Here is an 11920-nt window from a genome sequence, read left to right as displayed (position 1 = left end):
CGGTGACGTCGAGGTGTCCACGAAAGCAGGGGGAGGACCGTTCCTGCCCGGCGCGCTTTAAGCTGCGCGCCATGCTGGACATCGATCGCCGCACCTTCATCGCCGCCGCCGCGGCCTCCGGGCTGCTCGCCTCGTTCCCCCGCCTCGCCAGGGGCGCGGCTGGCAAGGCCGTCGACCTCTCTGAAGCTGCCGGTCAACCTGGTGGTGGTCGCCGAAGGGGAAGAGGAGTTCGGCTCTCCGCATTTCTCGCAGGTGGTGCGGAACGATGACGTGATGAAGGCGCTCGCGAGATGCCAGGGCGTGATGATGCCGGCGGCGGACCAATCGCTGTCGGGCACGGTCAACGTCGTCCTGGGCGCGAAGGGCATCGTCTACATCGAGCTGGAGGCGAGCGGCGAGGCGTGGGGGCGCGGCCCCCGCGACGGGGAGATCCACTCCAGCATGAAGGTGGTCGTCGACAGCCCGGCCTGGCGGCTGGTGCAGGCGCTCGGCACGCTGGTCTCGGCGGACGGCAACGAGCCGATGATCGACGGCCTCACCGACGCCGTGCGCCCGGTCTCGAGCCAGCAGAAGAAGCTGCTCGACGACCTGTCGGCGCGCTGGGACGACGCCGACTGGAAGAAGGCCTTCGGGGTCGACAGGTGGGTGAACGACCTCGACGAGCGCGCCATGCTCGAGCGCTACGTCTCGCGCCCGTCGGTGAACATCGACGGCCTCTATGCCGGCTACATCGGCGAGGGCTCCAAGACCATTTTGCCGCACCGCGCCTTCGCCAAGATGGATATCCGCCTGGTGCCGGACATGACCGCATTGGACGTGCTCGCCAAGCTGCGCAAGCACCTCGACAGGCGCGGTTACAAGGACATCGCTATCAAGAACATCGGCAGCTACGACCCGACGGACACCGCGCTCGAGGCGCCGCCCATCCAGACCCAGCTGGCCGTCTACAAGGCCGCGGGCCTGGCCCCGGTGATCTGGCCGCGCCTCGCCGGCTCCTGGCCCGGCTACCTCTTCACGGGAAAGCCGCTCGAGCTCCCGGCCGGCCACGTCGGCCTCGGCCACGGCTCCGGCGCCCACGCCAAGGACGAATACCTCGTCATCGAGCCCGCCGCCGGCAAGAAGTACCTCGGCCTCGACGGCGCGACCCGCTCCTTCGTCGATTTTCTGTTCGCGCTCTGAAGCCCTCCGAGCTCCTGACAGCGCTACTCGTCGAACGCCGCGCCCGCGATGACGTCGCAGAAGTGGATGGGTCGAAACCCGTCGAGCCTGCGCTCGCCGACGTCGGCCACGACCGGCGAAGTGGCCGCGGCCGCCTCGTTTCGGCGGAGCAGCCCGCAGAACGCGGAGGTCATCGCCTCCTTGAAGCCGAGCCGCGGGTAGCGCCGGAGCGCCTCGTCGACGAGCCGATCGGGCAGGAGCGTCAAGGGCGCGTAGCCGACGTCGATGGCCGCGCCCATCTGGCAAAGGGCGATCTCGGGGCGCTTTCGCTGGGGTATCACCGTGGTGGTGTGCAGGGCGATCGCGTCCCAGACGATCTCCTGCTCGCGCGCGCCGACCCCGCGCGCGGCCAGGAAAGCCCTGGCCGCGTCGGCCCCCTCGACCTCGAAGCGCGTCTCGACGGGGGCCGAGTCGGTGAGGCCCAGATCGTGGAACACACACGCCAGATAGAGCAGCTCGCGGTCGTACGACAGGCCCATGTGCCGCCCCAGCGCGTCGCCGAAGACGTACGTGCGCGCCACATGGTTGAAGAGGAACGGGGCGCTGACGGCCCTGGCGTGCTCGGTCGCCTCGACACAAAGGGCGCTGTCCGGAATCTCGGGTAACTCGATCGCTTTCATTGGCTCCTCCCGGGTTTGCTTCGGACTGGCTCGGGACGTCATGAAGCGCCGTCACCGCGGCGCCGCGCCCGAGCTCGCCGGCGGGCTCGGGCGCGGCGCCGCGCCGCCGGCGCCCCGCCAGGGGGTATCAGACGGCGCGTCTGTCCCGAAAGACAATGAAGCTGCAAATTCGGCCACGGCCGACACACTCGCTCTGTCGCGCGCGCGGCCTGTCGACCTGGTTCCTCGCCTTCCCCGACCCCGAGCTGCTCGTCCGAGCGGCCCCTCGCGCGCCCCTCCGGTGGGTCGCTTGAGCCAGCCGCCGCCACGCTCTATCCTGGTCGCCGGCGATGCTGCTCGGACACGACGCGCTCAGGAACCTCTGCCGGGCGCGGGACCTGCTCTCCGAGGTGCGCGAGTCGAGGTTGTCGATCGAGGACGTGGCGCGGGAGGTGGCGATCTCGCCCTACCACTTCATCCGGCAGTTCGAGGCGGTGTTCGGCGTGACCCCGCACCAGTACCGCATCCGGCGGCGCCTTGATCTGGCCAAGCAGCTCCTGGCGGCCGGGCATCACTCGGTGACCGACGTGTGCATGGAGGTCGGGTTCTCCAGCCTCGGCAGCTTCAGCGCGCTGTTCGCGCAGCGGATCGGCGTGCCGCCGTCGGCGTACCGGCGCCGCGTGCGCGCGATGGTGCAGGTGCCGGGGAGGCTCCCGTGGGAGCTCGTCCCCGGCTGTCTCACCCTGATGGGCCGGCTGCCGCCGGGCGCGTTTCGCAGTTTTCGAGAAGCGTGAGCCGGGCGGCCCTGGCAGAGTCGGCCCGAACCGTCAGCTCAGCGAGGCGATCGATGAGGATCAAGCTCAACAGCATCATGGTCGAGGACCAGACACGCGCGCTCACGTTCTACACGGAGGTGCTCGGCTTCAAGAAGAAGAACGATTTCCCGGTCGGCGAGTACCGGTGGATCACCGTGGTCTCGCCGGAGGGCCCCGACGACGTGGAGCTCGTGCTGGAGCCGAACGCCAACCCGGCAGCCAAGACGTTCCAGCAGGCGATGTTCGCGCAGGGCATCCCGCTCACCGCGTTCGAGGTGTCGGACCTCAAGGCCGAGTTCGCTCGCCTCAAGGAGCACCAGGTCGCGTTCACCCAGGAGCCCACCCCGATGGGCCCGGTCATGATCGCGGTGTTCTCGGACACCTGCGGGAACCTGATCCAGCTGTATCAGCCGCTCTGATACCCCATCGCCAGGGCCATCCCCGGCCCTGATAGGGTATCATCCAGGGACGCGCGGCTCGCGAGGCATTGCGCGCGTCACCGCGTCGGCGCTGGCTCGGGCTCGGGCACGGGCTTGATGTCGCGGTCCGGATCGCGGTCTCGACGACACGGGCCGAGGTTCTTCAGCAGCTCGACGGGCAGCGCCACGTCGACCGAGAAGCGCCCCTCCTCCGGCTTGCTCGCCCAGGGAGCGCGCCGCGCCTGCGTCTCCACCTTCGCGTGGTCGAGCAGCTCGGCGAGCTCGTCATTGTCTTCGCGCATCGCGTTGAGCCGCCCCATGGAGAGCGCGGCGCCGAACAGCTTCGACAGGTCCTCCATCTCCTGGCCAGGGGGGCCGGCGACCTCGGCGACGACGGCGACGTCCTCCGAGGCGTCGACGTGGATCTCCACCCGCTGGACGGTCTCCCGGATCCGCTCGGCGAGCTCGTCCTGCTCCGACGCCAGCATCTTCGAGAGATCGTCGGGCGACAGCACTCCATAAACGTCGCTGTAGGCCTGGTGTTCCTGGAGGATGGATCCCTGCGCGGGATCGGTCGATTCGAGTCGATCGATCGCGTCCTCGACGAGATCGGGCTCGGCGCGCGGGTTCAAGAGCAGGACGTCAGGCCCCCACGTCGCGACGACCCTGCCCGTGTCCTTTTCCTCGTAGAGGATGCCTTTCTCCCCGTACGTCCGCGTGGTCCATCGCTCGCGCTCGAACTTTGCGCCCTCGAACGATCCCTGGAGCACCATGAGCCCCGCGCTCGACGAGGCGACGCGCTCCACGTCCTCCAGCACGTCGATCCCGAATCGGTCCTTCAGGCGCGCGACGCCGGCGCGCTCCTCGCCGCGCGACAGCATGCAATCGAGCCAGATCTGCATGATCGGCGACTCCTTGAGCGCCTCGATCTCGAACACCATGGCCGAGTGCTTCGGATCGGCGGGCAGGGCGGCGAGCACCGGGTCGCGCGTCCATTGCGGCGCTTCGACGCCAGGCGGCGGGGCAGACAGCGGCGGCAGGGTGCGGCGGCGGCTGGCGCGCTCCATCTCCGCCGGCTTCGGATAGCGCGGAAACTCGATCTTCCGGGGCCGGACCGTGGGCTTCTCCTTGTCACCGCGCGACATAAGCCACGCGGCGAGCGCGAGCAGGACCATCGCCGCCGCGAGCCACACGCCCCGCTTCTTCATCGGTCTCATCGGGTCGTCACCCCCACCCAGGCGCCGCGGAGCTGCCGATGTCGATCGCTCACCGCCTCGTCCAGCATCGCCGCTCCACCCTAGAAATCCTTCTCTTCGAACACGTGGATGCCCACCGCGAGCGCGGCCAGGCCGAAGATGAGCAGCCCCGCCACCTGGCTGGCGAGCACATCCGCCTTGATCGCCGTCGCCACCGCGATGTCCGCCGACGCGTCGGCGAGCGCCGACACCCGCGGCAGCACGAGCGTCGCCGCGCGGAAGGCCCCGCGGGCCAGGCCAGGCTCGAAGAACGAGTCGAGCTGCTCCCGGTACCCCGCGACGATGCCGAGGATGAACAGCGCGATCCCCACCGCCGCGGACAGGGCGGCGCTCCGCACCATCACCGCGGTCGTGAGCATCGCCCCGTAGATGCCGGCGAACGTCACGCTCGCGAGGAGCGCGGCCACGATCGGGCTCGCCATCCACACGCCCGCCCTCAGCCCGAAGATGACCGTGATCCCGAGGGCGCCGTAGAGCGTGCTGAGGAGCGAGAGCGCGAGCACGCCGAGGAACGTGCCGAGCAGGAGCTCGAACCGCCGCACGGGCAGCGAGAGCAGGTGCTCGATGCGCCCCGGCGCCAGCAGGCTCGGGCCGAAATCGGCGCAGGAGACGATCCCGAACGCGAGCCCCCCGTAAAACAGCACGTACGAAAGCGCCCGGCCGACGTAGCGGAGCGCGACGTCGACCGAGCGGATCTCGCCGCGGCCGAGCTCCTTGCCGAAGAGCCGCGTCGCCGCGAGCGCGCCGTCCACCACCTCGAGCTGCAGCGCGCCCCCGATCACCACGAGCGCCATCGTGACGCCGATCCCGAGGGCGAGGAACCACCGCCGCGACGAGGCCTCGCGCAGGAGGTCGCCGGCGACGCTCAGCGCCGCCCTCACGCCGCACCGCCGCGGGCGCCGCCCGCGCCCAGCGCCTCCGCCAGCACGTCCTCCAGGTCGCGCAGGTCCCGCGACAGCTCGACGAGCAAGGCGCCGGCGCGCCGCGCCTCGTCGAGCGCCTCGTTGAGCGCCGCGGGGCTCTCGGCCTCCAGGCGCCATGCCCCTTCCCCGTCGGCCGGGCGGAACCCGAGCGCGGCGAGCCTCGCCGCGTCGGCGCCGTCCGCGAACCGCGCGCGGTACGCCGTCTCGCTGCCGCACAGCGCGACGAGCGCGCCCTCGCGCACGAGCCGCCCGCCCGCGAGGATGCCGATGCGGTCGCAGATGCGCTCGGTCTCCGACAGGAGGTGCGAGTTCAGGAACAAGGTCGCCCCCCGCGCGCGCTCTTCGCCCAGGATCCTGCGGATCTCGGCCCGGCCGAGCGGGTCTACGCCGTCGGTGGGCTCGTCGAGCACGAGCAGCTCCGGCTGCCCGAGCAAGGCCGCGGCGAGCCCGAGGCGCTGCCGCATCCCCTTCGAGAACCCGCCGATCTTGCGGTCCGAGTCGACCCCGAGCCCTACCCTCTCGACCAGCGCGCGCAGCGCGCCCTCGCCCGGCGAGAGGCCCTTCATGCGGGCCACGCTCGCGAGGAACTGCCGCGGCGTGAACGCGCTGGGCAAGAAGAGCCGCTCCGGCAGGTACCCGATCCTGGCGCGCACGCCCGGGTCCTCCGGCTCGCCGCCGAGCACGCGCACGGCGCCGCTCGTGGGGCGCACCACGCCGAGCAGCGTCTTGATGAACGTCGTCTTGCCCGCGCCGTTCAGGCCGATGAGCCCGAACGCGGCGCCGCGCTGGATGGCGAGGTCGAGGCCCGCGAGCGCCGTCTGCCCGCCGCTCCGGCGGAAGAAGCCGCGGTAGACCTTCCTCACGGAGGACGCTTCGATGGCGAGCACGGCGGCGTAGTCTGGCCGGCCGACCGCCGCACGCAAGTGGAATGCCCGAGGAGAGAGAGTGGAGCTGGGATCCTCCAGCCGCGACGGCGCGACCAGGCCCGCGCCGAGTCGACCTCGAAACACGGGTCCAGAGCAGGACACATCGAGAGCGAGCGGGAAGTGAAGGCGCCCCGGAGGCGTTCCGGCCCCATCCTCCGCCCGCGGGCAGCGTCAAGCGCCAAGGAGCACGTGGTTATGACAGACCATGTCCGACCGGGTCCACGCCTCGATCACGCCCCGTCCTCTCCAGTTCTCCACAGGGGTTCTCCACAGGAGATCCCCTGGATAACAGCTGGATTCTGTCGATTACCTTTGCCGCGCGCGCCTCCTCTCGTCATGGCCACTCGCGCGGCCCGGAGGAGCCCGGCGCCTCCGGGTGAACCGCGCCCGATCACTCTCGTAAATATTCGTAATAACTACACTTTTTCGACCCACGGCGCATCCGTCCGCCCTCGACAGGCTGGGACAATGTCCGTCCGACCGATCCCTTTCCCGACGGGTCGAAGATGACTATCCATGGTAGACACCAAGGACGCGGCGCGACGGCGTGTCTCTCGTACGACGCGTGTCGATGGCGCGCCGGAATGCTTCGTTTTGCAGGAGACTTCATGGAAAAGATCTCGCTGACGTACTTTGTCGACTTCGTTCTCAAGGCCGGCACGCCCAAGCTGACCGGCGTCAGGGAGTTCAAGGAACGGAAGGACGAGCTCTACACGGACTTTTACAGGCAGGTGCGAGAGGCGATCGTCGACATGCACAGGAGCGGAAAGCCCACCAGCGTGCTCGACGGCTTCCTCGCCGCGCAGCACGACGAGCGGCGCCGCCGCATCTACCCGTCGGTGGTGAATGGATATCGCAAGTTCCTCGCCTCGACGAAGATGACGTGGTTCGAGCCGCCGGCGTCGACGTACCGCCTGGGCGATCTCGAGATCAACGTGAATCCGGAGCTCGGGCTCGTCATCGATGGGACGCCCCACGTCATCAAGATGTATTTCCGCGGCGAGCCGCTGTCGTCCAAGCGCGTCTCGGTCGTGCTGAACCTGCTGATGAACGGCCTCGCGGAGAGCACGCCGGGCGGCGCCTTCGCGGTGCTCGACGTGCGGAACGCCAAGATTCACACCTTCAAGGTGCCGAACCCGCGTCTCAGCCTGCTGCTCCGCGGCGAGGCGGCCTCCTTCGCCACCATCTACACCGGGCTGTGATGCTGTGATGGGCTGTGATCGCGGCGCCGCCGAGCGAGGCGGCGCCGCGCAGCGCGGACATCACGCCACGTCAGCTGTCGATCACCTTTCCGGGGTTGAGGATGCAGCCCGGGTCGAAGGCGTGTTTGATGCGGCGGTGCAGCGCGAGCGACGCCGCGCCGAGCTGGCGGGTGAGGAGGCCGCGCTTGAGCGTGCCGACCCCGTGCTCGCCGGTGATCGTGCCGCCGAGCTCGAGCGCCTGCGCCATCACCTCGTTGAAGGCCGCGACCGCGCGCGCCTCGGCCGCGGCGTCCTTTCCGTCGAACACGACCAGAGGGTGAAGGTTGCCGTCGCCCGCGTGCGCCACCGTCGCGATGGTGGTCTGCGTGGCGGCGGCGATCGCCTCGATTCGACGGAACATCTCCGGCAGCTGCGGCAGCGGCACGGCGACGTCGTCGACGAGCACCGTGCCCAGCTCCGCGAGCGCCGTGAGCGCGAGGCGGCGCGCGGTGAGCATCATCTGCCCCTCGCTCTCGTCCTCGGTGGTGGCGATCACCGCCCCGCCGGCGGCCTCGCAGGCCTCCTGCATGCAGGAGAGCTCGGCGGACCCGGGCGCGTCGCTCTGCGCAATCAGCATCGCGGCAGCCTCGGTATCGAGGCCGAGAGGGCGGTAGCGCTCGACGGCGCGGATGGCCGTGCGGTCCATGATCTCGAGCATCGACGCGTCGACCGACCGGACGATCGCCGCGACCGCCCGGCCCGAGGCCTCGAGCGAGGTGAACGTCGCGACGAGCGTGGTCGCCGGCGGGGGCCGCCGCCGCAGACGCAGCGTGATCTCGGTGATCAGCGCGAGGGTGCCCTCGGAGCCGACCAGGAGCCGCGTCAGATCGTAACCGGCGACGTCCTTGCGGCTCCGGCCGCCCGTGCGGAGCACCGTCCCGTCGGCGAGGACCGCCTCGAGGCCGAGCACGTAATCGGACGTGACACCGTATTTCACGCAGCACAGGCCGCCGGCATTGGTGGCGACGTTGCCGCCGAGGGTCGAGACGGCGTAGCTCGACGGGTCGGGCGGATACCACAACCCCCGTTCGTGCACGGCGGCCTTGAGCTCGCCGTTGAGCACCCCCGGCTGGACGACGGCGAGCATCGCCGCCTCGTCGATCGCGAGGATGCGGTTCATGCGCTCGAAGCTCAGCACCACGCAACCGTCGCTGGCGGTCGCCCCGCCCGCCACCCCGGTCCCGGCGCCGCGCGGCACCAGCGCGGTGCGGTGCCGGGTCGCCCACTGCGCAAGCGCCTGCACCTCGGCGGTCGAGGCGGGCCGCGCCACCGCGACGGGCCAGCCGCCAGGCGCCCAGAGGGCCTGATCGCGGCGATAGCCCTCCAGGATGTCACGATCCGTCGCCAGGCCGTCGCCCAGGATACGAGCAAGTTCGTCGAGCGGGCTCATGTGCCGTAGAACTCCGAGAGGTGCGCCCTGAGGAGCGTCGCCGCCGACTTCGCGTTACCGCGCTCGATCGCGCGCAAAAGCGCCCGGTGCTCCTCGACCACCCGCGGGCGGATCGCCGCGAACGAGCGCGGCCTCAGCGCCTCTTCGAGGTGGAGCCGGATGCTGTCCTTGACCGCGACCATCACGAGGGCGAGCGCCTGGTTGCCAGAGGCCGCGACCAGCGCGACGTGAAACGCGATATCGACGTCGTGAAACTCGGTGGGCGAGATCTGCTCCCGCTCCATCGCCTCGAGCGCGGCGCGCGCCTCGTCGAGGTGAGCGGCGACCGGCGCCGCCGCCGAGCGGGTCATCGCGGCGGTCTCGATCGCGACGCGCAGCTCGATGAGGTCCGGGAGCGACACGTTCCGGAGCTGGACCACGTGCGTGAGCGCCTCGCAGAAGCGGTCGACCGCCGCGTCAGGGCTCGCGGCCTGCATCGGCGAGGTCCGGCCGCGCGACGCGAGCAGCCCCTGCGCCTGGAGGTGGCGGAGCGCCTCGCGGATGGTCGCGCGGCTGACCCCGAACTGCTGAGCGAGCTCACGCTCGGGCGGGAGGCGCTCGCCTGACGACAGCGAGCGATTGAGGATCGCGTCGCGGATCTGGTCGGCGACGTCGACGTAGATCGCCGAACGGGACACCGTCCGGAAGCGAGGGGTACTGGTCATGTTGTCCGTTGGTCAGACCAACTTACCGGCGGCAATGCTCGCCGTCAAGATAGAATCGGGAATCCATGCCGGTCAGGTGGGGGGCTCCGGAGGGATGATACGCGCGCCCGGGAGTGGTCCGGTCCGGTCGCGAGAACGGGGGACAGCCCGCGACCCGCCTCGCCGGCCTCGCCGCGGCGAGCGGCGCCATCATCGAACATCCCCCGCGAGCGCTCGCACCCGGTCCCGGAGCCAGGTGAGCGCCGGGTGCATGGCTGTCCTGTGGTGCCACGCCATGACGATGGCGAAGCCCGGCACGGGGACGGGGGGCGGAAGGAGCTCCAGCCGGTCGGCGCGGTCGCGCGCCAGGCGCTCGGGGACGAGTGCCGCCATGTCCGAGCGCGCCACGAGCTCTGGCACCATGAGGAACGAGGGCACGGACATGACCACCCGCCGCTCGCGCCCGAGCGCCGCGAGCGCGGCGTCGGTCGCGCCGGTGAAGCCGCCGCCGCGCGGGCTCACCACCACGTGGTCGAGCGCGCAGAGCTGGTCGAGGCTGATGGTGCGCGACACCAGCGGGTGATTGCGCCGGACGATGACGACGAAGCGCTCGTCGAGCACCTTCCTGCTCCGGAGGTGCTCGGGCGCGAGCTCGGGCGTCAGCACGGCGAGGTCCACCTCTCCGCGCTCCACCTGGCCCGCGAGCTGGGCGACGTCGAGGGCTCGCCACGCCAGCCGCACGCCCGGCGCCTCGCGCCGGAGCTGGAAGGCGAGCGGCATCAACAGCGCATATTGCACGTAGTCGGACGCGGCGATCGCGACCGTCAGCTCGGACGTCGCGGGATCGAAGCCCGCGCCGGCGGCGACCACGGCGCGCACGCCCTCCAGCGCCTCGTGCAGCGGCGCCTGCAGCTCCAGCGCGCGCCTCGTGGGCGTCATGCCGCGCTGCGCGGGGACCAGCAGCGGGTCGCCGAGGAGCTCGCGCAGCCGCTGGAGCTGCGCAGACAGCGCCGGCTGGCTGAGGTTCAGGCGCTTTGCAGCCCTCGTCACGTTGCGCTCGGCGAGCAGCGCGTCGAGCGCGACGAGCAGGTTCAGATCGAGGCGGCTGCTATCCACCGGGTCGATAGCAGCACAGAAGAACCGTGACTTCAACGATGCCGGGGAGAGACCTAGTTTCCTGGGCATCCACCCGGCCGCACCCGGGCCTATCCGCTGATTCACTGCAGGAGGAGACGAACACGCTCCTCGGAAAGGACATGCCATGAAGGTCCTCATCGTCTACGCGCATCCCGAGCCGCGCTCGTTGAACGGCGCGCTCCGCGACCGGATGGTCGCGACGCTCACCGCCGCCGGGCACGAGGTGCTCGTCTCCGACCTTTACGCGCAGGGCTGGAAGGCAGCGCTCGACGGCGTCGACTTCCCGGCCGAGCCGGCGGGCGCCCCCCTGCGCGTCATCGAGGCCTCCCACCGCGCGTTCGAGCATGGCACGCAGACGCCGGACGTGGCCGAGGAGCAGCGGCGCCTCCTCTGGGCCGACGCCGTCATCCTCCAGTTCCCGCTCTGGTGGTTTTCCATGCCGGCGATCCTGAAGGGCTGGGTCGAGCGCGTCTTCGCGCACGGCTTCGCCTACGGCGTCGGCGAGCACTCGGACCGGCGCTGGGGCGATCGTTACGGAGAGGGCGTGTTCGCCGGCAAGCGCGCCATGCTCGCGCTCACCGCCGGCGGCTGGGCCGACCACTACTCGGAGCGCGGCATCAACGGGCCGATGGACGACCTGCTGTTTCCGATCCAGCACGGCATCCTCTTCTATCCCGGCTTCTCGGTGCTGGATCCCTTCGTCGTCTACCGCGCCGAGCGGATGGACGAGGAGCGATTCCGGGCGATCGCGAACGATCTCGATCGGCGCCTCGAGCGGCTGTTCGTCGACAGGCCGATCGCCTACCGACCGCAGAACTACGGCGATTACGAGATCCCGTCAATGAAGCTGAGGGAGGGGCTCGGCAGCGCTGGGCAGCAGGGCTTGAGGCTGCACCGGTCATAGCTCTCGCCCGCAGGCTGTGGAGCGAAGAGGGAGCTGCTCGATGAAAATCTATGACATGGAAGCGACGCCGAACGCGGCCCGCATTCGTATCGTCCTCGCAGCCAAGGGCTTGAACGAAACGGTGAAATTCGAACGTGTGGACCTAATCTCCGCTGCACAGAAGCAGCCGCAACTCCTCGCCAAGAACCCGACCGGAAGACCCCGCTCCTCGCGCTGGACGACGGCTTGATCATCTCCGAGTCAACCGCGATCACGGAGCACCTGGACAACCTCGATGGCCCCCCCTTGTTCACGGGGAGGACACCTCGAGAGAAAGGCGTCATCCACATGATGACGCTCGGCCCGTCCGCACACCAATGAGGCCCAGCTCGTTCAGCGTTCACCGACGTGCGGCTGAAGTACCAAGCCC

12 protein-coding genes and 1 pseudogene are annotated in these 11920 nt (G+C 70.2%); 6 read left to right on the top strand and 7 right to left on the bottom strand.

All coding sequences use genetic code 11. The features are described 5' to 3' along the window. Nucleotides 1-201 precede the first annotated feature (201 nt). Nucleotides 202-1179 carry a peptidase dimerization domain-containing protein gene (locus WMF22_RS04305; RefSeq protein WP_438034930.1) on the top strand — a complete coding sequence of 326 codons (978 nt, stop codon included), beginning with the start codon at nucleotides 202-204 and terminating at the stop codon, nucleotides 1177-1179. A gap of 23 nt (nucleotides 1180-1202) precedes the next feature. Here WMF22_RS04305 and WMF22_RS04300 read toward each other — a convergent pair whose 3' ends face one another. After that, entirely contained in the window at nucleotides 1203-1838 is a 636-nt protein-coding gene (locus WMF22_RS04300; protein ID WP_438034929.1) for an HD domain-containing protein, read from the bottom strand. A 329-nt stretch (nucleotides 1839-2167) separates the two neighbouring features. On the opposite strand from WMF22_RS04300, the gene WMF22_RS04295 reads away from it, so the two are divergent. After that, nucleotides 2168-2611, top strand: a complete 444-nt coding sequence (locus tag WMF22_RS04295) for a helix-turn-helix transcriptional regulator (protein WP_012233393.1) — start codon at nucleotides 2168-2170, stop codon at nucleotides 2609-2611. 53 nt (nucleotides 2612-2664) lie between these two features. Further along, entirely contained in the window at nucleotides 2665-3051 is a 387-nt protein-coding gene (locus tag WMF22_RS04290) for a VOC family protein (protein WP_437297839.1), read from the top strand. A gap of 77 nt (nucleotides 3052-3128) precedes the next feature. Here WMF22_RS04290 and WMF22_RS04285 read toward each other — a convergent pair whose 3' ends face one another. From WMF22_RS04285 to WMF22_RS04275, 3 genes are all read right to left on the bottom strand, one after another. Further along, nucleotides 3129-4259, bottom strand: a complete 1131-nt coding sequence (locus WMF22_RS04285; RefSeq protein WP_438034928.1) for a hypothetical protein — start codon at nucleotides 4257-4259, stop codon at nucleotides 3129-3131. 89 nt (nucleotides 4260-4348) lie between these two features. Next, nucleotides 4349-5188 (bottom strand): hypothetical protein, encoded by an 840-nt coding sequence (locus tag WMF22_RS04280; protein ID WP_438034927.1) that lies wholly within the window; start codon nucleotides 5186-5188, stop codon nucleotides 4349-4351. Beyond that, the gene (locus WMF22_RS04275) at nucleotides 5185-6093 is read right to left on the bottom strand and encodes an ABC transporter ATP-binding protein (RefSeq protein ID WP_438034926.1); all 909 of its coding nucleotides are present in this window, start codon (nucleotides 6091-6093) and stop codon (nucleotides 5185-5187) included. Before WMF22_RS04275 ends, WMF22_RS04280 begins: the two co-directional genes overlap by 4 nt. Before the next feature lie 671 nt (nucleotides 6094-6764). Here WMF22_RS04275 and WMF22_RS04270 point away from each other — a divergent pair. Continuing rightward, nucleotides 6765-7358, top strand: a complete 594-nt coding sequence (locus tag WMF22_RS04270) for a hypothetical protein (RefSeq protein ID WP_272093450.1) — start codon at nucleotides 6765-6767, stop codon at nucleotides 7356-7358. 70 nt (nucleotides 7359-7428) lie between these two features. Here the strand turns inward: WMF22_RS04270 and WMF22_RS04265 are convergent, their stop codons facing one another. The 3 genes from WMF22_RS04265 to WMF22_RS04255 all read right to left on the bottom strand — a co-directional run bounded on the left by WMF22_RS04265 (nucleotide 7429) and on the right by WMF22_RS04255 (nucleotide 10586). Then, a complete protein-coding gene (locus WMF22_RS04265; RefSeq protein WP_438034925.1) occupies nucleotides 7429-8787 on the bottom strand; it encodes an FAD-binding oxidoreductase in 1359 nt (452 codons plus the stop codon). Further along, entirely contained in the window at nucleotides 8784-9491 is a 708-nt protein-coding gene (locus WMF22_RS04260; protein WP_438034924.1) for a FadR/GntR family transcriptional regulator, read from the bottom strand. Before WMF22_RS04260 ends, WMF22_RS04265 begins: the two co-directional genes overlap by 4 nt. A 189-nt stretch (nucleotides 9492-9680) precedes the next feature. Continuing rightward, nucleotides 9681-10586, bottom strand: a complete 906-nt coding sequence (locus WMF22_RS04255; protein ID WP_437297833.1) for a LysR family transcriptional regulator — start codon at nucleotides 10584-10586, stop codon at nucleotides 9681-9683. Nucleotides 10587-10731: 145 nt separating this feature from the next. Here WMF22_RS04255 and WMF22_RS04250 point away from each other — a divergent pair, with 145 nt between their 5' ends. Together WMF22_RS04250 and WMF22_RS04245 are read left to right on the top strand one after the other, a co-directional pair. After that, nucleotides 10732-11511 carry an NAD(P)H-dependent oxidoreductase gene (locus tag WMF22_RS04250; RefSeq protein WP_437297832.1) on the top strand — a complete coding sequence of 260 codons (780 nt, stop codon included), beginning with the start codon at nucleotides 10732-10734 and terminating at the stop codon, nucleotides 11509-11511. 40 nt (nucleotides 11512-11551) lie between these two features. After that, nucleotides 11552-11844 (top strand): annotated as a pseudogene (locus WMF22_RS04245) (glutathione S-transferase N-terminal domain-containing protein); the annotation flags it as partial. Nucleotides 11845-11920: the final 76 nt, after the last annotated feature.

Source organism: Sorangium sp. So ce204 (assembly GCF_051526795.1).
GTDB classification, from domain to species: Bacteria; Myxococcota_A; Polyangia; order Polyangiales; family Polyangiaceae; genus Sorangium; species Sorangium cellulosum_B.
This window is presented reverse-complemented; position numbering and strand designations above follow the sequence as displayed.

What these genes read in the sequence shown, in the direction of transcription:
- WMF22_RS04300 (WP_438034929.1), bottom strand. Translation starts at nt 1,838, where the DNA reads ATGAAAGCGATCGAGTTACCCGAGATTCCGGACAGCGCCCTTTGTGTC.
- WMF22_RS04295 (WP_012233393.1), top strand. Translation starts at nt 2,168, where the DNA reads ATGCTGCTCGGACACGACGCGCTCAGGAACCTCTGCCGGGCGCGGGAC.
- WMF22_RS04290 (WP_437297839.1), top strand. Translation starts at nt 2,665, where the DNA reads ATGAGGATCAAGCTCAACAGCATCATGGTCGAGGACCAGACACGCGCG.
- WMF22_RS04285 (WP_438034928.1), bottom strand. Translation starts at nt 4,259, where the DNA reads ATGAAGAAGCGGGGCGTGTGGCTCGCGGCGGCGATGGTCCTGCTCGCG.
- WMF22_RS04270 (WP_272093450.1), top strand. Translation starts at nt 6,765, where the DNA reads ATGGAAAAGATCTCGCTGACGTACTTTGTCGACTTCGTTCTCAAGGCC.
- WMF22_RS04265 (WP_438034925.1), bottom strand. Translation starts at nt 8,787, where the DNA reads ATGAGCCCGCTCGACGAACTTGCTCGTATCCTGGGCGACGGCCTGGCG.
- WMF22_RS04260 (WP_438034924.1), bottom strand. Translation starts at nt 9,491, where the DNA reads ATGACCAGTACCCCTCGCTTCCGGACGGTGTCCCGTTCGGCGATCTAC.
- WMF22_RS04250 (WP_437297832.1), top strand. Translation starts at nt 10,732, where the DNA reads ATGAAGGTCCTCATCGTCTACGCGCATCCCGAGCCGCGCTCGTTGAAC.